This window comes from Pollutimonas bauzanensis (assembly GCF_900129885.1).
In the GTDB taxonomy this organism is placed as follows: Bacteria; Pseudomonadota; Gammaproteobacteria; order Burkholderiales; family Burkholderiaceae_B; genus Pollutimonas; species Pollutimonas bauzanensis.
This window is the reverse complement of record NZ_FQXE01000013.1, coordinates 74,060-98,028: the sequence shown is the minus strand read 5'-3', so window position 1 is coordinate 98,028 and position 23,969 is coordinate 74,060. Positions and strand designations below refer to the sequence as shown.

Here is a 23,969-nt window from a genome sequence, read left to right as displayed (position 1 = left end):
AGGCGCGGAATCTACAGAAACCGCTCCGCCTCTTTCAAATAGCGCCATTGCCCCGGCGGCAAATCCCCCAGAACGATACGCCCCATGCGCACCCGCTTCAGCCCGATGACTTTCAGCCCCACCTGCTCGCACATACGCCGAATCTGCCGTTTCTTGCCTTCCTGCAAAATAAACCGCAACTGATCCTCGTTCTGCCAGGCCACATGCGCGGGCCGCAATAGCTGGCCATCCAGCATGAGCCCATGATTCAGCAACTTCAGCCCATTGACGCCGAGCTTGCCCTGCACCCGGACCAGGTATTCTTTCTCGACGTCCGAATCCTCGCCTATCAGCTGCCGCGCAACCCGCCCATCCTGGGTCAGTACCAGCAAGCCCTGCGAGTCGATATCCAGCCGGCCCGCCGGCGCCAGCCCACGCAAATGGCCGGGCTCGAACCGCAAAGACGACTTGTCCGCGCGATACTGCGACCCGGCCGTGATCAGCGACACCGCCGGGCGATAGCCCTGCTCCGCCTGCCCCGACACATAGCCCACCGGCTTGTTCAGCAAAATGGTCACCCGCGAGGTCTGGCGGCGCTGGGCCTGCTTGTCCAGGGTGATCTTCTGGCCCGGCCAGGCCTTGCTGCCCAGTTCCGAAACCACCGCGCCGTCCACCTTGACCCAGCCGCGCTCGATATAGGCATCGGCCTCGCGGCGCGAACACAGGCCTTGCTCGGCCATCAATTTTGAAATTCGTATTTTTTCCATGAGCGGTATTTTATGACTTTGGCGATAATGTGGTTTATGGAACTCTTCCCGCCCTATTACAGCGACTGGCTGGCGTCGCCCTTACCTTCATTGAGCCAGCAACAAAAGTATTGGCTGTTTCGGCCCGGCGCCCTGACCGCAGGACTGCGCCGCCTCGGCGACGTGCAACTGCGCGTCGTGAGCGAACATGCCCAGGGCCTGCACCCGGCCGAAGCATGGATGCTCAAGCGCAAGCCGCGCTCACCGGTCTGGCTGCGCGAAATCGTCATGTCCATCAACGGAACAGGCAGCGTATTCGCCCGCAGCTTTACGCCCTTGACGGCATCCCATGGCTTATGGCAAGGCATGCGGCGCCTGCGCACCCGACCGCTAGCCGATATGCTCTATCATAATCCGCAAATCACACGGTCGGATTTCTTTGCCTGCCGCCTGAGCGACCAGCACCCCTTGTACCGGTCGGCGCAGCGCCTGCTGGGCAGACAGTGCCCGCCCGCGCGCTGCCTACTGGCGCGCTGCTCGGTGTTCTGGCGCCACGGCCAGCCCTTGCTGGTCGCGGAATGCTTCTTGCCGGAGTTCTGGCCCCTGGCGGCCAAATCGGCTTATGACCGGGGCCTGCGCTTGAAAGAGCTGTAGGGCGGGCATCATACCATTCCCGGGCGATGCCGGCTTGCCGGGCTATGGGATGAATCAGCGCCACACCGCAATATCGACCGCAACGCTATCGTCGGCCGACGAAACCAGCGCCGTTCCCTCTTCTATCGTGACATGCAAGGTCATATTGCGTTGCGCAAAACGCGCCAGGGCCTGCACCTGGGCGGGATGCACGGCCAGCACGACGAGGTTCTGCGCCCGGGCCACGCCCGCCTGGGCGCCCTGCCACCACACCTGGCTGGCATGCCCGCCATAGCAGAGCACCACCACCTTCTGCGACTTGCCGCTGGCCTGCAGCATGCGCCTTTCGTCCGGATGGCCGAGCTCTATCCAGGTCAGGATAGTGCCGGTCAAGTCCTTTTCCCACAAGGAAGGTTCCTCCGTGGTGCTGAGCCCGCGGGTAAAGGCCATCCCCTCGCTGGCATACAAAGCGAAGGCCAGCACCCGCAGCATCATGCGCTCTTGCGTCTCGGACGGGTGGCGCGCCACGGTAAGGGTATGGCTATCGTAGTAGCCGCGCACCATATCGGCCACGTGCAGTTCAAGCTTGGAAATCGTGGCACGCAATGCCATAAAAAAACCTTTTCGATGAGCGGATGGCCTAGAAGCCGACCGCCTGGCCGTCCCGGCGGCTGTCGCTGGCCGCCACATAGCCGCGGTTCGGGTCGTCGGACAAACGGCAAATGAACTGCCCGGCGCCGAAATCCATGTAAGGATCGTGCACGGCTTTGAGCACATGCCCTTTGTCCTGCAGGCCCTGCGCCACCTGCTCGCTGATGCCGGTTTCCAGATCGAGCGTGAAGTCCCGGTTCACCTTCCAGCGCGGAGCGCAGCATGCCGCCTGGGGCTGCTGATCGTAATCCAGCATGCGCACCACGGTCTGCAGGTGCCCCTGGGGCTGCATGTCGCCGCCCATCACGCCGAAGCTCATGACCGGGATGCCGTCGCGCGCGAGGAATCCTGGAATAATCGTGTGGAAGGGCCGCTTGCCGCCTTCGACCACATTGGGCGACAGCGGGTCCATGGAGAAGCCATAGCCGCGGTTCTGCAGGCTGATTCCCGTGCCCGGCACCACGACGCCGGAGCCAAAGCCCATGTAGTTGGACTGGATGAACGATACCATCATGCCGCTTTCATCGGCCGCCGTCAGGTAGATGGTGCCGCCTGACGCGGGGCGGCCAGGACCGAACTGGGTGGCGCGGTCGCGATCGATCAGCCGCGCCCGGCCGGCCAGGTAGGCATCGTCCAGCATCTGTTCGGGGCTGACTTCCATGCTGCGGGAGTCGGACGCGTAGCGGTACAAATCGGCGAAGGCCAGTTTCATGGCCTCGATCTGCAGATGCTGCGACTCCAGGCTGTCCACGGCCAGGTCCGCCACGTCGAAATTCTGCAGGATGCCCAGCGCCATGAGCGCGGCGATGCCCTGCCCGTTGGGCGGAATTTCGTGCAGGGTATAGCCGCGGTAGTCTTTGGCAATCGGCGTGACCCATTCGGGCTTGTAGCCGCGCAGATCGTCCAGGGTCATGGCCGCGCCGCAGCTTTTGCTGAACGCCGCTATTTTGCCGGCCAGCTCGCCCTCGTAGAACTCGCGTCCCTTGCTTTGCGCAATAAGCTTGAGGGTGCGGGCAGCGTCGGGCAGCGAAAACAACTCGCCAATATACGGCGCGCGGCCCTCGGGCATGAAGGCCTGCGCGAAACCAGGCTGGTCCTTGAGCTCGTCGGCCGCCGCGACCCATTTTCGGTGCACCATGGGCGACACGGCATAGCCCCGCTCGGCGATTTCGATAGCCGGCTCGAACAAGGTCTCGAAAGGCAGCTTGCCGTAGCGTTCGTGCATGGCGGCCCACCCGGCCACCATGCCGGGAACGGTGACCGCATCCCAGCCGCGCATGGGCATCGCCGCCAGCCCCCGCGCATCGACCCCGTACTTGCGCTTGAAATATTCCACATTCCAGGCGGCGGGCGCCACGCCGGACGAATTCAGCCCCTGCAGCTGCTTGCCGTCCCACAGGATGGCAAAGCAATCGCCGCCCAGGCCGCAGGACACCGGCTCCACCAGGATGATGGTGGCGGCCGCGGCAATGGCCGCGTCCACCGCGTTGCCGCCTTTCAGCAGCATGCGCAGCCCCGCCTGGGCTGCCAAAGGATGCGATGTCGACACCACATTGCGCGCAAAAAGCGGAGTGCGCTCGGTGCGATACGGATTATCCCAGTTGAACGGCTTCATGGCCATACCTCGGCGCTGCCCGCATGCCGGCCAGCGCGCATTAAAACTGCAATAGTGAAAGGACGCCGATGCCGGCGCCCATGCCTACAGCGCATCGATGCCGCTTTCGCCGGTGCGGATGCGCACCGCCTGCTCCACGGCGGTCACGAAAATCTTGCCGTCGCCGATCTTGCCGGTAAAGGCCGCCTTGATGATGGCGTCGATGGCGCCGTCGACCATGGCCGCGGGCAATACGACCTCGACTTTGATCTTGGGCAGAAAATCAACCACGTACTCGGCGCCGCGGTAGAGTTCGGTATGGCCTTTCTGGCGCCCAAAACCCTTGACTTCTGTGACCGTGAGACCGCTAACCCCGATGTCGGCAAGCGCTTCACGCACCTCGTCGAGCTTGAAGGGCTTGATTATTGCCGCGACTAGTTTCATTGGATGGCTCCGCTATAAAGAAAAAATTATCGCATGTTGGCGAAGTCGCTGCCCGCGGGCGCCTGATACAGCCGCAGCGACATCTCTGGCAGGATGGCCACCAGATGATCAAAAATATTCCCCTGGATGCGCTCATACTCGACCCAGGCGGTGTTGTTGGCGAAACAGTAGACCTCGATCGGGATGCCCTGCGACTCGGGCTCCATCATGCGCACCAGCATCATCATGTCCTGGCGCAGCTCAGGCTGCTGGCGCAGGTAGGCCAGGCCATAGGCCCGGAACGTACCCAGGTTGGTCAGGCGCCGCCGGTTCACTTCCTGGTCGGCCATGGCGCCCAGGGCGCGGTAGCTTTCCTGAAGTTCGTCATGCTTCTCATCGAGGTAGTCCCTGAGCAGCGCAAAACGCCGCAGGGCGATGACCTCGTCCTCGCGCAGGAAGCGCACCGTGCTGGCGTCGATGCGCAGCGTGCGCTTGATGCGCCGCCCGCCCGACTCGAACATATAGCGCCAGTTGCGGTAGCTTTCCGAGAACAGCTTGTAGGTGGGAATGGTGGTGACCGTCTTGTCCCAATTCTGCACCTTGACCGTGTGCAAGGCCATATCGATCACGAAACCATCGGCGCCCGCCTGCGGCATTTCGATCCAGTCGCCGATGCGCAGCATGTCATTGCTGGTCATTTGCGTGCTGGCCACCAGCGACAGCAAGGTGTCCTTGAACACCAGCAGCAGCACCGCCGACAGCGCGCCCAGGCCGGAGAGCATCAGAAGCGGCGAGCGGTTGACCAGTATCGAGATGATCAGGATCACGCACAGCGCCCAGAATATGATCTTGCTCAGTTCCAGGTAGCCCTTGATCGAGCGCGTCTGGGCGCGCGTGGTGACCGCGTAGATGTCCTGCCAGGCGGACAGGGCGCCGTTGACGGCCATGAAGAAGAACACCAGCCCGGCCGACAAAAACACCCGGGCGAGAATATCGCCATACTTGTCGTCGACCGGCAGCACGCCGATATTGCCCATGATGACCAGCAAGGGCACGGCATAGCTGAGGCTGCGGAATACGCGGCGGCGGGAAAGCGCTTGCGACCAGTCGTCATGGCCGATGGCGGAAAGCATGCGGCGCGTCACGGTGGCCAGCACCCGGGCCATGATCCAGCCTGTCGCCACGACCAGGACGGCCAGCACCAGCAAGCCCAGCGCCACTTGCGCCCATACGGCATCGGGCATGTTGTTGCTTATCCAGTTGTCGCCCATCCAGTGGACCAGGGGGTTGTTTTCCTGCATTGCCTGCCTATAGTGTCTTGCATCGGGCTCGGTTCGAACCTCCGCTAATATACCGTAGCCGCGTTTCCCTCTTCGAACCCGCCCGCGGTTTGCGCTCCGGCCCGGCCCCGCCGTCCCTCCCTTATAATGGCGCCACTATGCCAAAAAATACCTCTTCCGATCTGCAAAATCAGTTTGCAAACAAGGCCCAGGCCTGGTCCGCCCGTTTTTCCGAACCGGTCTCCGATCTCGTCAAGCGCTATACCGCCTCGGTCAGCTTCGACCAGCGCCTGGCCGCTTTCGACATCCAGGGCTCGCTGGCCCATGCCGACATGCTTGCGTCCATAGGCATCATCAGCGGCGCCGACCAGGCCGCCATCGAGCGCGGAATGGCGCGGATCCTGGAAGAAATCGGCGCCGGCCAGTTCGCATGGTCGATCGATCTCGAAGACGTGCACCTGAATATCGAAAAGCGCCTGGTCGAACTCATCGGCGACGCGGGCAAGCGCCTGCACACCGGGCGCTCGCGCAATGACCAGGTGGCGACCGATATCCGCTTGTGGGTGCGCAACGAAATAGACCTCGCCATCGGCCTGCTGCGCCAGCTGCGCCACAAGCTGGCGGGCCTGGCCCTGGAGCATGCGGCCACCATATTGCCCGGCTTCACGCATTTGCAAGTCGCCCAGCCGGTCACTTTCGGGCATCACCTGCTGGCCTATGCCGAGATGTTCGGACGCGATGCCGAACGGCTGGCGGACTGCCGCAAGCGCGTGAACCGGCTGCCGCTGGGCGCCGCCGCGCTGGCGGGCACCTCCTTCCCCATAGACCGCGAACGGGTGGCGCGCACGCTGGGCTTTGACGAGGTTTGCCGCAACTCGCTGGACGCCGTATCGGACCGCGATTTCGCCATCGAATTCTGCGCCGCCGCGGCGCTCATCATGACGCATGTCTCGCGCCTGTCCGAGGAACTGGTCCTGTGGATGAGCCCGCGCATCGGCTTCATCGACCTGGCCGACCGCTTCTGCACCGGCAGCTCCATCATGCCGCAAAAGAAAAACCCCGACGTGCCCGAACTGGCGCGCGGCAAGACCGGCCGCGTCAATGGCCACCTGGTCGCCCTGCTGACCCTGATGAAAGGCCAGCCGCTGGCCTACAACAAGGACAACCAGGAAGACAAGGAAGGCCTGTTCGATTCGGCCGACACGATACGCGATACTTTGACGATCTTCGTCGACATGGTCGGCGGCATACGCGTCAAGGCGGACGCCATGCGCGCCGCCGCCCTGCAAGGCTATGCCACGGCGACCGACCTGGCCGACTACCTGGTGAAAAAAGGGGTGCCCTTTCGCGATGCGCACGAAACCGTGGCCCACGCCGTGCGCGAATGCGAGCAGCGCGGCTGCGACCTGGCCGATCTGCCGCTGGCCGACCTGCAAGGGTTCAATAGCCTGATCGAAGAGGATATCTACGGCGTGCTGACGCTCGAAGGCTCGGTCGCCGCCCGCGACCACATCGGCGGCACGGCGCCCGTACGCGTCAGGCAGGAAGCCGAGCGGGTCCTGGCCGAAACCGCGCAGGGATAATCACGTCCGATTCAGTTCTGACCCGGCAAGAAATCAATCAGCCGCATCGAACACCGCTATCGACTCCACGTGCCCGGTGTGCGGAAACATATTGACGACGCCGGCGCTTTGCAGCCGGTAGCCCCCTTCATGCGCCAATATCCCCGCATCGCGCGCCAGCGTGGCCGGGCTACAGGACACATACACGATGCGTCGCGGGCGCTCCGCCGGCAGCAGCGCCGCCAGGGCCCGCGCCACCGCCTCGGCCCCTTCGCGCGGCGGATCTATCAGGATGCGGTCGAAACGTCCCAGCTCGCGCAACCACTGCGCATCGACCTCGAAAAGGTTCAGGGTCGCAAAGCGGGTGCGCTGATCCAGCCCGTGCTGCCGCGCGGCATCCAGCGCCCGCTGCGTCAGCGCCGCGCTGCCCTCTATCCCCACGACGCTGCTGGCACGGGTGGCCAGCGGCAGCGTGAAATTGCCCAGGCCGCAAAAAAGGTCGGCCACCCGGTCGCCCGCCTGCACATCCAGCAGCGACAAGGCCTTGGAAATCAGCACACGGTTGATCGCATGATTGACTTGCGTGAAATCGGTCGGACGATAAGGCATGCGCAAGCCGAATTCCGGCAGCGTGTACGCCAGTTTGTCCACGTCGGCGGGATCCAGGGGATGCACCGTTTCGGGCCCCTTGGGCTGCAGCCACCACGTCACATTGTGCTGTGCGCCGAACTCCCGCAACAGGGCGATGTCGGCGCCGTCCAGGGCTTCCATGTGGCGCAGCAGCAAAACCGTGGTCTGGTCGCCGACCGCCACTTCGATCTGGGGAACGCGATCGGGATGCGACAGCGCGCCCACCAGCGCCCGCAGCGGCAACAGCATATTTGAGACATGCGGCGGCAGGACCCGGCATTCCTTGATGTCGGCCACATAGCTGCCGCGGCGTTCGCGAAAGCCCACCAGGACGCCGCCCTTCTTTCTTACCGCCCGCAGCGACAGGCGGGCGCGGTAGCGATAGCCCCAGGTCGGGCCATGCAGGGGAGGCAGCACCATGGCCGGCCGCAGCCGGCCTATATGCCAGAGCGAATCTTCCAGCACGCGCTGCTTGATGGCCACCTGGGCGGCGGCATCCAGATGCTGCATGGCGCAGCCGCCGCATATGCCGAAATGCGGACAGGCCGGCTCGACCCGCTGGGAGGACTGCTTGATGACCCGCTCGAGGCGGGCGGTATCGAAAGAGGCCTTGCGTTTGACGATGCTGGCTAGCACCTTTTCACCCGGCAAGGCCCCTTCCACGAAAACGACTTTGCCCTCGCGGCGCGCGATGCCGCGCGCTTCGAGGTCAAGAGACTCTATATCGAACACTTCTGACGTCATTATCCGGGTATCCAAAGATGCAGGCCCGAATTTTGACATCCTCGCGGCCGTAAGTACAGCCGCGAGGGCGCCCGACGCCCGATCTCCCTATGAAGCCAGCTTGGCTGCGTCGGGCGACGCGTGGTGTTGCTTGTGCTTTTCGGCGCGCTTGGCGAACTTTTCGGCCCGCTCGTTCAAATTGGCCGCAACCTTTTCCTGCTGCGAGGCATCCAGCGCATCCCACACGGCCAGCCATTTTTCGTCCAGCTTGCTGCGTTCGGCGGCCAGTTGCTTGTAGGCTTGTTCCGACTGCGTCAAGGCCGCGCGCGGATCGATTTTCCCGCTCTTGACTTGTTCCAGCTTCGCGGTTCTTGCGGTCTTCATGGCATCGCGGCGCGCGCTGCGGGCTTCCTTCTGTTCGGCCTGGGCATCCTTGAGCAATTTGGCCTGGTTGTCATTCAAAGCCAGCGATTCGACGAACTTGGCGTGCAGCGGGCCGTAGCCGGGCACCCACATCGCCGCGTCGCGCATATGGCCGCGCATGCCCTTGCGGTGGTCGCCCCGTTTGTGGGGGTGCGCAGCCGGCCGTTCCGTGGCCGCGGGCGCTGCGGCGCTGGCGCTTGCTTGCGTGGTGGCGGCGGGCGTCGCGGCGGTGTCAGGGGCTGCATATGCAGCGCCGCACAGCGCCAGCGCCGCGGTCAGGGTGGCGAGCTTGATGGACACAAAAGATGTTGAGCGTTGCATGATGTGCTTTCCTTGTAGTGGTGAGGAGGCCCCATTGTGCAACTGAAGTCATTTCCAATCTGTTTCAGCGAAAATGAATTCCTTTCAATCGACTTCAGGCGGGTTCGTTCCAGGCGGCCAGGTATTCCCGCCAGTGGCCGTCCGCGCTGGCCTGCAGGGTGTCGCGCACCAGTTGCACCTCGGCGTCGTAAGCGGCGCGGTCGAGTTCGCCTTTCAGGAAACGGAAACGGCAGTACACCAGCCAGGTGTTGACGACATCGGTTTCGCAATAGGCGCGCACCTCGTCGGCCCGCCCGTCGGACCAGGCCCGCCATACCTGGCTGCCGTCCATGCCCAGCTTGCCTGGAAAGCCGCAGAGCTTGGCCAGGTCGTCCAGCGGCGCATTGGCCCGCCCGTTGTATTTGGCCAGCAGATCCATCAGGTCGATGTGCCGATTATGATAGCGGCTGATGTAATTGTTGTATTTGAAGTCGCGGTCGTCCTCGCCCATGTCCCAATAGCGCGCGGCCTGCACGCCGTGGATCAGGCTGCGGTAATGCAGCACCGGCAAATCGAAGCCCGAGCCGTTCCAGCTGATCAGCCGCGGCGTGTAGCGTTCTATGGTCTTGAAAAAGCCGGCCAGCAGGGCCGCTTCGGGATCATCGGCCTTGCCCAGGGTCTTGACGCGAAAGCCATGGTCGTCGCGGAACACGCAGCCTATCACCGCCACCTTGTGCAGGTGCAGGGGCAGGAAATCCGTGCCATGCGATTCCCGCCTTGCCGCCAGCGCCGCTTCGATGACCTCGGCGTCGGCCATGTCCGGACCCCACTGCGGATTCAGCCGGCGCAGGCCGGCTGCGTCGGGTATGGTTTCAAGATCGAAGACCAGGGCGGGGATCATCGGGCCGGCAAGTAGGATAGCGGATTGACAGGGGTGCCGCGGCGGCGGATCTCGAAATGCAGGCGCGGCGAGGTCGTGTCGGTCTGGCCGATGGAGGCGATTTTCGCGCCTTTCTTGATCTGCTGGCCGGTTTTCACCAGCAAGGCCTCGTTGTGCGCATAGGCGGTGATGAATCCGTCCGAATGGCCCAGCAATATCAGGTTGCCCAGGCCCCTGACGCCATTGCCCGCATACATCACCTTGCCGTCGGCCGCCGCGTGCACGGGCTCGCCGGCTGCCCCGGCGATATCTATGCCTTTGGTGTTGGCGTTGAAGCTTTGGATGATCTTGCCCGACGCCGGCCAGGCCCAATTGATGGCGGAGGCATCGCTGGCGCGGGCCACGGCGACCGGCTCGGCCGGCGCCACGGGGGTGACCGGCGTGGTCGTGGCGGTCGCGGGGGGCAAGGACGGCATCGGGCCGGAGCCGTCGAGCCGCAGGACCTGCCCCACCCTCAATTGGCTGGGGTCGCTGATATTGTTCAAGCGCGTCAGCTTGGACACTTCCATGTTATTGGCTTGCGCGATCTTATATAGCGTGTCGCCCGGCCGCACGACATAAGTGCCGCCAGCGACCGGAGCCGCGGGAGCGCCCGACATATCGGTCACCGGAGCTTTGGTGCTGCGAGACGCACATCCCGCCATGATGGTGGTGGCGACCACGGCGGCAATCACCAGATAACGAGATGTGCGTTTCGGGTATTCAAGTGTCAGAGCGGTAGACCGAAACGTCCCTGCATGCATATAGCTCTCCTGAAAGCTTAAGACTGTGTTCCCGCCCGGAGGGGGACAAAGCGAACGGACTCGAGTTCTTCGCGGCGCCATGCCGCGGCGCCCGTGCGTTCTATGAGGATCAGACGCTGCGCTGTCGACCCTTCCGGGGCAATTAAACGGCCCCCAATGGCCAGCTGTTCCAGCAGCGCCTGGGGAATTTTAATACCGGCGGCAGCAATGATGATGGCATCAAACGGTGCTACCCCGGGTAAACCTGCCATGCCGTCTCCAAAGGTAAGGCGGACACGGGCGATGAGCTTGAGCGCCCTGAGATGGTCGCGGGCCAGTTCATACAAGCCGCGGATCCGCTCGATGGCGTGGACCTCCTTGACGAACTGCGCCAATACGGCGGCCTGATAGCCGCAACCCGCACCCACTTCCAGCACTTTAACCGGAACGCGGTTTTCGCACACGACGGAAATCATGCGCGCGACGACCCAAGGCTGCGAAATGGTTTGCCCGTGGCCTATGGGCAGGGCCGCGTCTTCGTAGGCGCGGCTGGCCAGCCCTTCGTCGACGAACAAATGGCGTGGCACCGCCATCATGGCGTCAAGCACGCGTTCATCCTGTATGCCCTGGTTGCGCAAGCGCTGGATCATCATGCCACGCGAACGCTCGGAGTTCAAACCCAAATTCACCATTGTTGACGAATTGCGTATCGCGGGCACGACGGGCGCTGCGCGCCCCTGGGTGAAAATCCGGGTATTGCTGTTGGCCGTGGATACCCCGCCGCCCAGGCTGGACCGGCCGAAACGATTGGTCGTGCCGTTGGCGAAAGGAAAAGGGACTAGGGGTTTACGCATAGCGGACCCGCCCATTCCCTGACCTGGGACAGTTGTTCGTAATGAGTCAGGTCCAGCCGCAAGGGGGTGACCGACACGGCATGCCGCTCGATCGCGCCGAAATCCGTGTCCTCGGCGGAATCGGAAACCCGCCCGACCGGGCCTATCCAGTACACCGGGTCGCCATACGGCGTGCTGCTTTTGACGACGGGCTCGGACGGATGGCGCTTGCCCAGCCGGGTAATGCGGATTTCCTGGATGGCTTCGTAGGGCACGGCGGGAATATTCACGTTGAGCAGAATGTTTCCGGCCAGCGGACTGATGGTTTGCTGTTCGACCAGCTTGCGCGCGATGCGCGCCGCGGTGTCCAGGTGTTCCCAGCCTTTTTGAGCCAGGGAAAAGGCGATGGCGGGAATACCGAAAAGATAGCCTTCGGTGGCGGCGGCCACGGTTCCCGAATATAGCGTATCGTCGCCCATATTGGCGCCGTTGTTGATGCCGGAAACGACCAGGTCGGGGCGGAAATCCAGCATGCCGGTCAAGGCGATGTGGACGCAATCCGACGGCGTGCCGTTGACATAATGGAAGCCGTTGGGCGCCTGGCGCACCGACATGGGCCGATTCAAAGTAAGGGAATTGGATGAGCCGCTGCAATTGGTTTCGGGAGCAACGACGGTCAAATCGCCCAGGCCCTTCAACGCCTGCACCAATGCCTCCAGGCCCGGAGCATTGTAGCCATCATCGTTGGACACCAATATACGCATTGCCCTTCCATAGAATAATCAACCGAACGTAGCGAATTGTACCCGGTCGTTTTGGTGTTTTGGGCGACACTCGGTAGAATCCTCGCACAACCCACCGGAGTCTGCGAATTTATGACAGCTGCTACCTCGAGCCTGACTGCTCTTGCCCTCGTGCTTTTATCCTACCTGTTGGGATCCGTCTCCTTTGCCGTCGTCGTCAGCCGGATAATGGGGCTGCAGGATCCGCGCACTTTCGGGTCGAAGAACCCCGGCGCCACCAATGTTTTGCGCACGGGCAACAAGACGGCGGCCGCCTTGACGCTGCTGGGCGATGCCGTCAAGGGCTGGCTCGCGGTCTTCGTGGCCGCCTACGCGGCGCGCCAGCTGGACCTTCCCGCCGTGGCCGTGGCCGCCTGCGCGGTCGCGGTGTTCCTGGGCCACGTCTTTCCCGTATTCCTGAAGTTCAAGGGCGGCAAGGGCGTCGCCACGGCGCTGGGCGTATTGCTGGCCCTGAATCCCTGGCTGGCGCTGGCCACGGTGGGCACCTGGCTGATCGTGGTCTACGTTACCCGCTATTCGTCGCTGGCGTCCATCATCGCGGCGATTTTCGCGCCCCTCTACTATCTGCTGGGCGGCAACGTGGCATGGGAACTGGAACCGCCGATCGCGCTGGCCATCGTCATCATCAGCGTCGTCCTGCTATTCCGCCACGGGGCGAACATCAGCCGCCTGATAACGGGCAAGGAAAGCCGCATCGGCGGCAGGAAGCCATGAAGAACCACGCCCGGCCTGGTCAGCCCGCTTGACCCGGCCGGCCACGCGCATCCAGGCGGCCGGCGCCGCGCCGACCCGCTAAGGCGCCGCGGCGCTCAGGCAGACGTCCGCCAGCGCCCAGCGCGGCTTGACGGTGAAGGCGTGGCGCATGTCGGACAAATCGGCCAGGCCGGCATTTACCCGCATGGCCGCCGCAAAGGCGATCATGGCGCCATTGTCGGTGCATAGATCCAGGGGCGGGAAAAACACCTCGCCGTTCAGCTTGGCCATGGCCTGCCCAAGCCTGGCGCGCAAATGGCTGTTCGCCCCGACCCCGCCGGCCACGACCAGGCGCTTCAGGCCGGTCTGCTTCATTGCCTTGATGGACTTGGCGGCCAGCACGTCGACTATCGCCGCCTCGGTGGCGGCGGCCAGGTCGGCCCGCTGCTGGGCCGACAATCGGCCGCCGGCTTTTTCCAGGCTTTTGACGCGGGTCATCACCGCGGTCTTGAGCCCGCTGAAACTGAAATCCAGGTCGGGGCTATGCAGCATGGGCCGGGGCAGCTCGCAGGCGGTGGCGACGCCTTGCTGGGCCAGCCTGGACAGGGCCGGCCCGCCGGGATAGCCCAGTCCCAGCAGCTTGGCGGTCTTGTCGAAGGCTTCCCCGGCCGCGTCGTCCAGCGTTTCGCCCAGCAACTGGTAGGCGCCGACGCCGTCGACGCGCATGATTTGCGTATGCCCGCCGGAAACCAGCAAGGCGACAAAGGGAAAGCCGGGCCGCGGGCTGGCCAGCAAGGGCGACAGCAAGTGCCCCTCCAGATGATGGATGGGAATCGCCGGCAGGCCCCGCGCCCAGGCAAAGGATTGGGCGACGCTGGCGCCGACCAGCAAGGCCCCGGCCAGCCCCGGGCCGGCGGTGTAGGCCACCGCGTCGACGTCGCCGGCCGCCATGCCCGCCGCCGCCAGCACTTCGCGGGTAAGCGGCAGGATGCGGCGTATGTGGTCGCGCGAGGCCAGTTCGGGCACCACGCCGCCATATTCCTGGTGCATGGCGACCTGGCTGTGCAAGGCGTGGGCCAGCAATCCGCGTTCCGTGCAGACCAGCGCCACGCCGGTTTCATCGCAGGAGCTTTCAAAACCGATAATAATCATGAGCGCTAGTGTACAACCGGCAGTGAAACCGCCTTAGAATTCAGGCTGCTGTTATCCGATGAATACCACTATCTCCCTATCCCTCTAGGAAAGACCTATGCTCGAGCGATTTTTCCAGCTACGCGAACACGGCACGACAGTGCGGACCGAAATACTGGCTGGCGTGACGACCTTCCTGACCATGTCCTATATCATTTTTGTGAACCCGGACATTCTCTCGAATACCGGCATGGACAAGAGCGCCATCTTCGTGGCCACCTGCCTGGCCGCCGCCATCGGCACCCTCATCATGGCGTTCCTGGCCAATTGGCCCATAGGCATGGCGCCCGGCATGGGCCTGAACGCCTTCTTCGCGTTCACCGTGGTCGGCGCCCTGGGCTATAGCTGGCAGCAGGCATTGGGAGCCGTATTCATATCGGGCGTCATATTCCTGCTCCTCACGCTGACCGGCATCCGCTCATGGCTGATCAAGGGCATACCGCATTCGCTGCGCTCCGCCATCGCCGCGGGCATAGGCCTGTTCCTGGCCATTATCGCCCTGGGCAGCTCGGGTATCGTGGTGTCCAACCCGGCCACCAAGGTGGCCCTGGGCGACCTTACCGCGGCGCCGGCGCTGTTTGCCATGCTGGGCTTCTTCATCATCGCCGCGCTGGACGTGCTCAAGGTCAAGGGCGCCATCCTCATAGGCATCCTGGTGGTGACCGTCCTTTCCATGCTGACCGGCAACAGCCAGTTCTATGGCGTGTTCTCAATGCCGCCCAGCCTCGCCCCGACTTTCCTCCAGCTGGATATCATGGGCGCCCTGCATACCGGCTTCGTCCACGTCATCCTGGTGCTGGTGCTGGTCGAGGTGTTCGACGCCACGGGAACCATGATAGGCGTGGCCAAGCGCGCCAACCTGATCCAGGAAGGCAAGCCGAACCGCCTGGGCCGCGCGCTGATGGCCGACAGCACGGCCATCGTCGCGGGGTCATTCCTGGGCACCAGCAGCACCACCGCCTACGTCGAAAGCGCCTCCGGCGTGCAGGCGGGCGGGCGCACCGGCCTGACGGCGCTGACCATAGGCGTGCTCTTCCTGCTGTCGCTATTCCTGGCTCCCCTGGCCGGCTCGGTCCCGGCCTATGCCACGGCGCCCGCCCTGCTTTACGTCGCCGGCCTGATGCTGCGGGAAATCACCGAGATCGACTGGAATGACATCACGGAAGCCACTCCCGCCGCGTTGACCGCCATCATCATGCCTTTCACCTATTCCATCGCCAATGGCCTGGCGTTCGGCTTCATCAGCTATGTGGTGCTCAAAGCCATCACGGGCAAGTTCCGCGACATCCATATGGCGACCTTGCTGGTCGCCGTATTGTTCGTGATCAAGTACGCCTTTTTCCCCGGCTAGGCCAAAAGGCGGGCGGCCTTGCAATACCAATATGTTGGTCACCACATGATTTAAATCAAGGCCACCGCCAGCATTGCCCCCTAGAATGCGGCGTTCCGCATTTCGCCCGCGAAATGCGCTTTCTTCCCGGCTATCCCGGCGGACGCCTGGCGGCATTCCACACTGCAAAACCGCACTCATGATCCCAATGGAAAACTGGCTGCCCTTGATCTACGCGGCCGCCGGCATGCTGCTCGGCCTGCCGGTGTTTCTGCTCATGAGCAGGCTGAAGTATTTCCATAAGGCGTCCGAAGCCCGCAGGCGCGAAGTCGAACTATCCCTGCACTCGACGGAAAAGCAGCTGGCGGAAATCCTGGCGTCGATCAATGAAGTGCTGTGGACTTCCTATTTTCCCAGCCGGGGCATCGATTATGTCAGCCCGGCGGTCGAGCGCGTGTACGGGCACCCGCCCGGCGCCTTCTATGACAACCCGCGCCTATGGTTCGAATGTGTCCATCCCAAAGACAAGGAACGGGTCCTTGCCTTTGCCCGGACGGTCCGGAAAAAAGGCCAGGCTGTCATCCATTACCGGATAGTGCGCCCCGACAGCGCGGTGCGCTGGCTGCGCTATGCCGTTCATGTCGTGCAGGATGCGCCAGGCCTCGAGCGCATCAGCAGCGTGGGCAGCGACGTCACTGAAGAATACCTCCTGCAGGAATCCCTGCGGCGCAGCCATCGCGCGCTGCGCGCCATCCACGACTGCGGGCGCAAGATCGCCCAGGCCGACGACGAGAACGCGCTGCTGCAAGGAATTTGCGAAGTCGTGGTCGCAGCCGGCTACATGATGGCCTGGACGGGCCTGCTGCAGGACGATGGCGAAAGCATAGCCTTGACCAATATCGCCGGCAAGAACCAGGGCTATATTGAAAGCATCAGGAAACCGTTGATCGACGAGCCGCAGCGCCTGAGCACTATCGAGAGCGCGCTGCGCACCCGGCGCCCCGTGACGGCCCGCAATTTCGCCCGGGAAGTCCACCTGCCATGGAGGCTGGCGGCATTGCGCCACGGCTTTCATTCCAAAGTCGCCCTGCCGCTGATCCAGGACGAACGCATCTTCGGAATCCTGAATGTCTATGCGGCGGAGGAAACCGCCTTCGACGAAGAAGAATTGGGCTTGCTCGAAGGCCTGGCCCAGAGTGTCATGGTGGCGCTCCAGTCGCTGCGCAACCGCGACCAGCGCAAGAGCGCGGAAGCCGCGCTGTATCTGCGCCAGCGCGCCATCGAGGCCAGCGCCAATGCCATCGTCATCACCAGCGCCGATCCGCCTGATTACCCCGTCGAATATGTCAATCCGGCCTTCCAGCGCATGACCGGCTATACGGCGCAGGATATCATCGGCCAGAGCCTGCGCATACTGCATGGCGAGGATCGCGAGCAGGCCGGACTGACGCAGATCCGCGCCATACTGTCGGAGCGGCGCGAGGGCCATGCCACCATACGCAACTACCGCAAGGACGGCACGCTGTTCTGGAGCAAGGTGCATATCGCCCCGGTCAAGGACGATACCGGCGCGGTCGGCCATTTTGTCGCGGCCAAGTATGACATCACCGAAACCAAGCACTATCAGGACGAGCTTGAATCCCAGGCCAACCATGATGCGCTGACCGGCCTGGCAAACCGCAAGCTGCTGCGCGAGCGGCTGCGCCGCGCCATCGCATCTTCATCCAGCCATGACGGCCAGCTGTGGGTCGGCTTCCTGGATCTCGACCATTTCAAATTCGTCAACGACAGCCTGGGGCACAGCGCGGGAGACCTGCTGTTGCAGCAGATCTCCAAGCGCATGCAGCACGTCCTGCGCGACGGCGATACCGTGGCGCGCCAGGGCGGCGATGAATTCGTCCTGATCCTGCCCGTCCGGCCGGGCGACATATCCCCCGCCAATGTATTGCAGATGGTCATGGATGTGATCGCGCAGCCCCTGAAAATCGACGGCCACAGCTTTCATACGACCTGCAGCATCGGCATTGCCATCTATCCGCAAGATGGCGAAGATCCGGAAACCCTGATCAAGCACGCCGATATCGCTCTCTACCACACCAAGGAAACCGGCCGCAACAATTTCCAGTTCTTCACTCCCGCGATGAACGAAAAAGCGCTTGAACGGCTGCGCCTGGAAACCGACCTGCGCCGCGCGATCGAGCGCGATGAGTTCGTGCTGCACTACCAGCCGCAAATCAGCCTGAAAACCGGCAGAATCCACGGCATGGAAGCCCTGATCCGATGGCAGCATCCCGAGCTTGGCATGATTTTCCCCGACCGTTTCATTGGCCTGGCGGAGGAAACCGGGCTTATCGTTCCCATAGGCAGCTGGGTGCTGCGCAATGCCTGCCTGCAGAATAAAGCGTGGCAGGACGCGGGACTGGCCAACTTGAGAGTCGCGGTCAACCTGTCCGCGCGCCAGTTCGGCGCCAAGGACCTGGCGCAGGCGATCGCCGAGATACTGCAAGAGACCGGGCTGGCGCCGCAGTACCTGGAAATCGAACTGACCGAGAGCCTGCTGATGGCCGATATCAAGCGCGCCATCGACATCCTGCGGGACCTGAAGCGGCTGGGCCTGGAACTGTCGCTCGACGACTTCGGCACAGGCTACTCCAGCCTGTCCTATTTGACGCGCCTGCCCATAGACACACTGAAAATCGACCAGTCCTTCGTCCGGGAAATCAGCGCCAATTCCAACGGCGCGGCAATCGTGGCGGCCATCATCGGGCTGGCGCACAGCCTGCGGCTGCAGGTCATCGCCGAAGGCGTCGAAACGCCGGCGCAACTGAGCTATCTGCGGCAGAAGGGTTGCGATCAGATACAAGGCTATTATTTCAGCAAGCCGCTTACGGCGGGCGAACTCGAGCAAACGCTGCGCGCAGGCAAAGGGCATGCCAAAGGCAGTATACTAAGCTGAAGTACATTTCATTTGAACAAGCGGCTATTAAGCCGCTTTTTGTTTGGGGAGTTCCTATGAGCACCATTGATTTGAACAAAGACACTTTCCAGTCGGCTCTCAAGGACAGCAAGCCGCTGATCGTGGACTTTTGGGCTCCCTGGTGCGGCCCATGCCGGAATTTCGCTCCGATTTTCGAGGAAGCCTCCGGTCAGCACGAGGACATCACCTTCGCCAAGGTCAACACCGAAGACCAGCAGGAATTGGCCGCGGGGATGAGCATACGCTCCATTCCCACGCTCATGGTGTTCCGCGAGCAGGTCCTGCTTTTCTCCCAGCCCGGCGCGCTGTCGGCCGGGCAGCTGCAGGAGCTGATCACTCAGATCAAGGCCGTCGATATGGAGCAGGTGCACGCCGAGATCGCCGCGCAGCAAAGCCAGGACGACAACGACGAGTCATAGGGCGAAATGCCACTTCCCCTGGCCGCGCGTCAGGTTGAGGAATGCCTCCGCCAGCGATTTTTCCTGGCCGCGCGCGACAGCAAGGCGCCAGCGCACGCCCTCGCCGTCGAAGGCTTCGTCGACGATGCGCGCCTGGAATCCGGCCAGCCGGGATTGGACTATCGCCATATCCGCGAAAGGGCAATGGCAATCCACGGACACTTCGTCGATCAATTCCGATTTGGCCGCCAGCCGCAAGCATTGCGCCGCGGTGCCGCCATAGGCGCGCACCAGCCCGCCGGGGCCCAGTTTGATGCCGCCGAACCAGCGCACTACCAGCACGGCAACCCGGTCGCAGCGCTGGCCTTCGATGGCCTGCAGTATCGGGCGGCCGGCCGTGCCGCCGGGTTCCCCATCATCGTTATACCGGTATTCGCCGCCTATCCGGTAGGCCCAGCAATTGTGGGTGGCGTCGGCCACGCTGTGGGCGGCGAAGAATCGCATGGCATCGGCGGGGCCCTGCACGGCGTCCGCCAGCGCCAGGAAGCGGCTTTTCTTGATGTCTTCCTGATGCGTGGCCAGCCCGGTCAAGGTGTAAGGCATGGCGGCGGGAGGTCAGGCCTCGATGCCGCGCGAGCTTAGGTAGTCCTCGTAGCCGCCCAGGTAATCGACAATCTCGCCATTCGGCATGATTTCAAATATCCGGGTCGCGACGCCCGATACGAATTCACGGTCATGCGATACGAAAACCAGGGTCCCGGCGTATTTTTCCAGGGCGAATTGCAAAGACTCGATCGATTCCATGTCCAGGTGGTTGGTCGGCTCGTCCAGCAGCATGACGTTGTGGCGGCCCAGCATAAGCCGCCCGAAGCTCATGCGGTTTTTTTCACCGCCCGACAGCACCCTGACTTCCTTGCCGATATCGTCGCCCGAGAACAGCATGCGGCCCATCACCGAACGCATGGACTGGTCATCGTCGCCGGCCTGGCGGTACTCGCTGAGCCAGTCGAACAGCGTCTTGTCGGACTGGAACTGATCGGACACGTCCTGCGCCATATAGCCGATGTCGGCGCTTTCGGACCATTTGATCGAACCCGTGTCGGGCTGCAGGTCTCCCGCGAGCATGCGCAGCAGCGTGGTCTTGCCCACGCCGTTGGCGCCGATGATGGCGATTTTCTCGCCCGCTTCCACCATGGTGGAGAAAGGCTTGATGACGGGCTTGTCGTACGATTTGCTGATGGATTCGATGGTGACGGCCAGACGGTGCAGCACCTTGGTCTGCTCGAAACGGATATAGGGATTCTGGCGCGACGAGGGCTTGACCTCGACGGCCGCGGCCTTGATGCGGTCGATCTGTTTCAGGCGCGATGTGGCCTGGCGCGCCTTGGACTTGTTCGCGGCAAAGCGGCGCACGAAGTCCTGCAGCTCGGCGACGCGTTCCTTGGCCTTGGCGTTGGACGACGAAACGCGCTCGCGCGCCTGGGTCGACGCCAGCATGTAGTCATCGTAGTTGCCCGGATAGATGCGCAATTCGCGATAATCCAGGTCGGCCATGTGCGTGCATACCTGGTTCAGGAAGTGCCTGTCGTGGCTGATGATGATCATCGTGCTTTGGTAACCGTTGAGCACGTCTTCCAGCCAGCGTATGGTGTTGATATCCAGGTTGTTGGTGGGCTCGTCCAGCAGCAGCACATCGGGGTTCGAGAACAGCGCCTGGGCCAGCAGCACCCGCAGCTTCCAGCCCGGGGCGATCTCGCGCATGGGCTGGTTGTGCTGCTCGACCGGGATTTCCAGCCCGAGCAAGAGCTCGCCGGCGCGCGCCTCGGCCGTATAGCCGTCGTATTCGGAAAACTTGGCCTCCAGATTGGCCGCGTGCATATAGTCGTCTTCGGTCGCGTCGGGGTTGGCGTATATGGCGTCGCGCTCGGACATCACCTGCCACATTTCTTCGTGGCCCATCATGACCACATCCAGCACCCGTGTATCTTCAAAGGCAAATTGGTCCTGGCGCAGCTTGCCCAGGCGCACGCCGGGCTCGAGCGACACATTGCCGGCGCTGGATTCGAGATCGCCGCCAATTATCTTCATAAAGGTGGATTTTCCCGAACCGTTGGCGCCAATCAAGCCGTAGCGGTTGCCCTCCCCAAACTTGACACTGACGTTTTCGAATAAAGGCTTGGGGCCGAACTGGATAGTAAGATTTGCAGTGGAGATCACTTAGTGGTATCACGTAAAAAAGTCGACATAACCCGTTAGTTTAACAAGTCGGGCCTAAAAATGCTCTTCGAGCACCAGGTGCGCCATGCCCGCCTCGGTCGCCACCCCGACTTTCTTGCCGATTGGAAGCGTCGCCTTGACCCGCACGTGGCCGTAGGGCAAGCCGGTCACCACCGGCACTTTGACGGTCGCGCGCAGCCACGCCAACACGGAAGGCAGGTCGAAACCGTTGTCGTGCGCCGCGAGGCGGTAATCGGTGAAACGGCCGAGCACTATTGCCTTCTGGCGCCCGAGAACGCCGGCATGCCACAACTGGGTAAGCATGCGCTCTATCCTGAAGGGATGCTCGGCCACGTCTTCCAGGAAAAGGATCCCGCCGTCGATATCCGGCATGTAGGGGGTGCCGAGCAGCGACGCCACCAGGGCAAGATTGCCGCCCCATAAAACGCCGCGCGCATCGACCGGATCGGAGTCCGGCGACTCGAAGCTCAGGACTTCGAGCTCGCGGCGCATGCTTTCGGCAAACAGCGCGGCGGTGAGGTCATCCATCTTCTTGGCGCCGAAATCGTGGACGGCCGTGGGGCCGGCGTAACTGCTGGCGCCGGTTTTCGCCAGCAAGGCCAGGCTGAATGCCGTAAAGTCGCTTTGGCCTATGAAGATCTTGCCGCTCTCGGCCACCGCCGCCCAGTCGATGAAAGGCAACAGGCGGCTGAGGCCGTAGCCGCCGCGGGTCGCCATGACGATGGGATGCTTCTGCTTCAAGGCCCGCGCAATGCCGGCCAGGCGCTGCTTGTCGGTGCCGGCGAAACGCTCGTGCACCGCCAGCGCGCTGCGGTCGACGGCGGTCTTGAACCCGAGCTCGCCCAGGCGCAGGCGCGCAAGGTCGAGCGCGGCCGGGTCGGCGACGGCGCCCGACGGCGAGATCAGGTAAATGCCGGCGGGCGACGGCTGGTCGTGATGATGATGTTCATGGCGGTGATCATCAGCCTGCTCGCCATGGGAATGGTCGTGGTCGTGCTCGTGCGCCGCATGCGTCATGGTTGTTCTCGGTGTGTAGCGGGGGGAAGGTGAAAAGGAAGAAAGATATAGTAATACATGCGCTACACTGCACGATTTTAGCCGCCATCCAATTAGAAAAATCATGTTCGCACAGTCTCTTTCCGCCTGGCTCCATCGGCGCGGCATCCATTTTGCGTGGGTCATGGCGGCCATCACCTTCCTGACGATGCTGACCTCCTCGGCCGCCCTGGGGCTGCCGGGCGTGCTGCTGCAGCCGCTGAGCAATGAGTTCGGCTGGAATACGGAACAGATTTCCAGCGCCCTGGCGCTGCGTTTCGCGCTATATGGCTTGATGGGCCCCTTCGCCGCCATTTTCATGGAGCGCTATGGCTTGCGCAAAGTCATGTGCGTGGCGCTGACTTTGCTGGCCCTGGGCCTGATCCTCGCCGTAGAAATGACCCAGTTCTGGCAGCTGGTGGTGCTGTGGGGCCTGATGCTGGGACTGGCTTCGGGCCTTACCGCGCTGGTATTGGGCGCCGTCATCACCAACCGCTGGTTCGAAACGCGCCGCGGCATCGTGGTTGGCATGCTGACCGCCAGCACCGCGACCGGCCAGTTGCTGTTCCTGCCCGTGGCCGCGTGGCTGGTCGAGAACCATGGCTGGCGCGCCTCGGTGATTCCGGTATTCGGCATTGCGCTGGCCATCGCGGTCCTGGCGTTTCTGTTTGTGCGCAACCGCCCCGAGGATATCGGGCTGGCGGCCTATGGCTCTACCGCGCCTCCTCCCGCCGCCGCGCCGGCGGCCGAGCGCCGGCTGTCCATCCTGGAACCGCTCAAGATCTTGTGGAGCTTGCGCGGCGACCAGACATTCTGGGTGTTGTTCGGCACCTTTTTCATATGCGGCCTCAGCACCAACGGCCTGATCCAGACGCATTTCATATCCCTGTGCGGGGATTTCGGCCTGTCGCCCATACCGGCGGCTTCGGTGCTGGCGATGATGGGCGCTTTCGACTTCGTCGGCACGATATTGTCGGGCTGGCTGTCGGACCGCTACGACAACCGCAAGCTGCTTTTCTGGTACTACGGCCTGCGCGGCCTGTCTTTGCTCTGGCTGCCGAGCTCGGAATTCACCTTTTACGGCCTGTCCTTCTTTGCCATGTTCTACGGCCTGGACTGGGTCGCGACAGTGCCGCCGACGGTCCGGATCGCCAGCGATACCTTCGGCAAGGTGCGCGCGGGAATGATATTCGGATGGATCTTTGCCGGCCACCAGATCGGCGCGGCGACCGCGGCCTACGGAGCCGGCCTGACCCGCACGCTGTTGCTGACGTACAGCCCGGCGCTGTACGTGGCGGGCACGGCCTGCCTGGTCGCGGCCGCCATGGCCCTGTCCATACGGCGCAGCCCCAAGACGCAGGCCCCCTAGGCAGGCTGATCCGGGCCGCATCCGCAGGGCGCGGCATCCGCCTCGGACAGCGCTTTTGCCCTGCTGCGCCGCTCGCGGAAAAAGCCTCTCAGCAGCTCGCCGCATTCCGCGGCCAGCAGCCCGCCGGTGACGCGGGTTTGATGATTCAGCTGCGGATGGGAATGCACGCTCAGCACGCTTCCGCAGGCGCCGGTCTTGGGATCGAGGGCGCCATACACCACCCTGCCGACGCGCGCATGCAGCATGGCGCCCATGCACATGGCGCAGGGTTCCAGGGTCACGAACAGGCTGACGCCGGGCAGGCGATAATTGTTCATGGCCGCGGCGGCTTGGCGCAAGGCCACGATTTCGGCGTGGCTGCTCGGGTCATGGTCCGTGATGGTGCGGTTGAAGCCCGCGCCTATGACCCGGCCGTCCACATCCAGCACCACGGCCCCCACGGGCACTTCCCCCGCCGCGTAAGCCAGCGCCGCCTGGTCCAGCGCGGCCCGCATGG

Annotated in this window: 23 protein-coding genes; 7 read left to right on the top strand and 16 right to left on the bottom strand. The window is 63.2% G+C overall.

The features are described 5' to 3' along the window. Positions 1 to 11 precede the first annotated feature (11 nt). A complete protein-coding gene (locus BUB23_RS20195) occupies positions 12 to 746 on the bottom strand; it encodes a pseudouridine synthase (RefSeq protein WP_073106903.1) in 735 nt (244 codons plus the stop codon). Between the two features lie 12 nt (positions 747 to 758). On the opposite strand from BUB23_RS20195, the gene BUB23_RS20190 reads away from it, so the two are divergent. Then, positions 759 to 1,379 (top strand): chorismate--pyruvate lyase family protein, encoded by a 621-nt coding sequence (locus tag BUB23_RS20190; RefSeq protein ID WP_425439566.1) that lies wholly within the window; start codon positions 759 to 761, stop codon positions 1,377 to 1,379. 54 nt (positions 1,380 to 1,433) lie between these two features. Here BUB23_RS20190 and BUB23_RS20185 read toward each other — a convergent pair whose 3' ends face one another. The 4 genes from BUB23_RS20185 to BUB23_RS20170 form a co-directional block, all read right to left on the bottom strand. Next, positions 1,434 to 1,970: a YaeQ family protein gene (locus tag BUB23_RS20185; protein ID WP_073106901.1), complete on the bottom strand. Its 537-nt coding sequence runs from the start codon at positions 1,968 to 1,970 to the stop codon at positions 1,434 to 1,436. Positions 1,971 to 1,998: 28 nt separating this feature from the next. Continuing rightward, positions 1,999 to 3,624 carry a gamma-glutamyltransferase gene (gene ggt / locus BUB23_RS20180; RefSeq protein WP_073107094.1) on the bottom strand — a complete coding sequence of 542 codons (1,626 nt, stop codon included), beginning with the start codon at positions 3,622 to 3,624 and terminating at the stop codon, positions 1,999 to 2,001. Between the two features lie 84 nt (positions 3,625 to 3,708). After that, positions 3,709 to 4,047: a P-II family nitrogen regulator gene (locus BUB23_RS20175; RefSeq protein WP_073106899.1), complete on the bottom strand. Its 339-nt coding sequence runs from the start codon at positions 4,045 to 4,047 to the stop codon at positions 3,709 to 3,711. 26 nt (positions 4,048 to 4,073) lie between these two features. Beyond that, positions 4,074 to 5,327, bottom strand: a complete 1,254-nt coding sequence (locus BUB23_RS20170; RefSeq protein WP_073106897.1) for a mechanosensitive ion channel family protein — start codon at positions 5,325 to 5,327, stop codon at positions 4,074 to 4,076. A 137-nt stretch (positions 5,328 to 5,464) separates the two neighbouring features. On the opposite strand from BUB23_RS20170, the gene argH reads away from it, so the two are divergent. After that, complete coding sequence (argH, locus tag BUB23_RS20165) at positions 5,465 to 6,889, top strand: argininosuccinate lyase (RefSeq protein ID WP_073106894.1); 1,425 nt, start codon at positions 5,465 to 5,467, stop codon at positions 6,887 to 6,889. A gap of 33 nt (positions 6,890 to 6,922) precedes the next feature. Here argH and rlmD read toward each other — a convergent pair whose 3' ends face one another. The 6 genes from rlmD to surE all read right to left on the bottom strand — a co-directional run bounded on the left by rlmD (position 6,923) and on the right by surE (position 12,203). Further along, positions 6,923 to 8,242 carry a 23S rRNA (uracil(1939)-C(5))-methyltransferase RlmD gene (gene rlmD, locus BUB23_RS20160; protein ID WP_073106892.1) on the bottom strand — a complete coding sequence of 440 codons (1,320 nt, stop codon included), beginning with the start codon at positions 8,240 to 8,242 and terminating at the stop codon, positions 6,923 to 6,925. Positions 8,243 to 8,329: 87 nt separating this feature from the next. Beyond that, positions 8,330 to 8,965, bottom strand: coding sequence for a hypothetical protein (locus BUB23_RS20155; protein ID WP_073106890.1), 636 nt, complete (start codon positions 8,963 to 8,965; stop codon positions 8,330 to 8,332). A 94-nt stretch (positions 8,966 to 9,059) separates the two neighbouring features. Then, positions 9,060 to 9,845 carry a 3'-5' exonuclease gene (locus BUB23_RS20150; RefSeq protein WP_073106888.1) on the bottom strand — a complete coding sequence of 262 codons (786 nt, stop codon included), beginning with the start codon at positions 9,843 to 9,845 and terminating at the stop codon, positions 9,060 to 9,062. Next, on the bottom strand, positions 9,842 to 10,627 hold the full coding sequence (locus BUB23_RS20145; RefSeq protein ID WP_073106885.1) for a peptidoglycan DD-metalloendopeptidase family protein: 786 nt from the start codon (positions 10,625 to 10,627) through the stop codon (positions 9,842 to 9,844). The genes BUB23_RS20150 and BUB23_RS20145 overlap by 4 nt, the downstream gene beginning before the upstream one ends. A gap of 17 nt (positions 10,628 to 10,644) precedes the next feature. After that, positions 10,645 to 11,460, bottom strand: a complete 816-nt coding sequence (locus BUB23_RS20140) for a protein-L-isoaspartate(D-aspartate) O-methyltransferase (protein WP_073106881.1) — start codon at positions 11,458 to 11,460, stop codon at positions 10,645 to 10,647. Continuing rightward, a complete protein-coding gene (gene surE, locus BUB23_RS20135) occupies positions 11,445 to 12,203 on the bottom strand; it encodes a 5'/3'-nucleotidase SurE (protein ID WP_073106879.1) in 759 nt (252 codons plus the stop codon). Before surE ends, BUB23_RS20140 begins: the two co-directional genes overlap by 16 nt. Positions 12,204 to 12,314: 111 nt before the next feature. Between surE and plsY the strand changes: the two genes are divergently transcribed. Beyond that, a complete protein-coding gene (gene plsY / locus BUB23_RS20130; protein ID WP_073106877.1) occupies positions 12,315 to 12,956 on the top strand; it encodes a glycerol-3-phosphate 1-O-acyltransferase PlsY in 642 nt (213 codons plus the stop codon). A 78-nt stretch (positions 12,957 to 13,034) separates the two neighbouring features. On the opposite strand, the gene tsaD is transcribed toward plsY, so the two are convergent. Beyond that, entirely contained in the window at positions 13,035 to 14,087 is a 1,053-nt protein-coding gene (gene tsaD, locus BUB23_RS20125) for a tRNA (adenosine(37)-N6)-threonylcarbamoyltransferase complex transferase subunit TsaD (protein ID WP_073106876.1), read from the bottom strand. Positions 14,088 to 14,184: 97 nt separating this feature from the next. On the opposite strand from tsaD, the gene BUB23_RS20120 reads away from it, so the two are divergent. The 3 genes from BUB23_RS20120 (at position 14,185) to trxA (ending at position 18,852) form a co-directional block, all read left to right on the top strand. Further along, positions 14,185 to 15,477, top strand: a complete 1,293-nt coding sequence (locus BUB23_RS20120; protein WP_073106874.1) for an NCS2 family permease — start codon at positions 14,185 to 14,187, stop codon at positions 15,475 to 15,477. Between the two features lie 178 nt (positions 15,478 to 15,655). Continuing rightward, a complete protein-coding gene (locus BUB23_RS20115) occupies positions 15,656 to 18,412 on the top strand; it encodes an EAL domain-containing protein (RefSeq protein ID WP_178372362.1) in 2,757 nt (918 codons plus the stop codon). A 56-nt stretch (positions 18,413 to 18,468) separates the two neighbouring features. Next, complete coding sequence (trxA, locus tag BUB23_RS20110; protein WP_073106870.1) at positions 18,469 to 18,852, top strand: thioredoxin; 384 nt, start codon at positions 18,469 to 18,471, stop codon at positions 18,850 to 18,852. Here trxA and BUB23_RS20105 read toward each other — a convergent pair. The 3 genes from BUB23_RS20105 to BUB23_RS20095 are packed head-to-tail and all read right to left on the bottom strand — an operon-like array spanning position 18,847 to position 22,086. Beyond that, complete coding sequence (locus tag BUB23_RS20105; RefSeq protein ID WP_073106868.1) at positions 18,847 to 19,434, bottom strand: IMPACT family protein; 588 nt, start codon at positions 19,432 to 19,434, stop codon at positions 18,847 to 18,849. The two genes, trxA and BUB23_RS20105, sit on opposite strands and share 6 nt — an antisense overlap. Before the next feature lie 12 nt (positions 19,435 to 19,446). After that, a complete protein-coding gene (locus BUB23_RS20100) occupies positions 19,447 to 21,048 on the bottom strand; it encodes an ABC-F family ATPase (protein ID WP_073106864.1) in 1,602 nt (533 codons plus the stop codon). A 54-nt stretch (positions 21,049 to 21,102) separates the two neighbouring features. Continuing rightward, positions 21,103 to 22,086, bottom strand: coding sequence for an LD-carboxypeptidase (locus tag BUB23_RS20095; protein WP_073106862.1), 984 nt, complete (start codon positions 22,084 to 22,086; stop codon positions 21,103 to 21,105). 103 nt (positions 22,087 to 22,189) lie between these two features. Between BUB23_RS20095 and BUB23_RS20090 the strand changes: the two genes are divergently transcribed. Further along, entirely contained in the window at positions 22,190 to 23,473 is a 1,284-nt protein-coding gene (locus BUB23_RS20090) for an MFS transporter (protein WP_073106859.1), read from the top strand. On the opposite strand, the gene tadA is transcribed toward BUB23_RS20090, so the two are convergent. Next, a complete protein-coding gene (gene tadA / locus BUB23_RS20085) occupies positions 23,470 to 23,967 on the bottom strand; it encodes a tRNA adenosine(34) deaminase TadA (RefSeq protein WP_143161065.1) in 498 nt (165 codons plus the stop codon). The two genes, BUB23_RS20090 and tadA, sit on opposite strands and share 4 nt — an antisense overlap. Positions 23,968 to 23,969 lie beyond the last annotated feature (2 nt).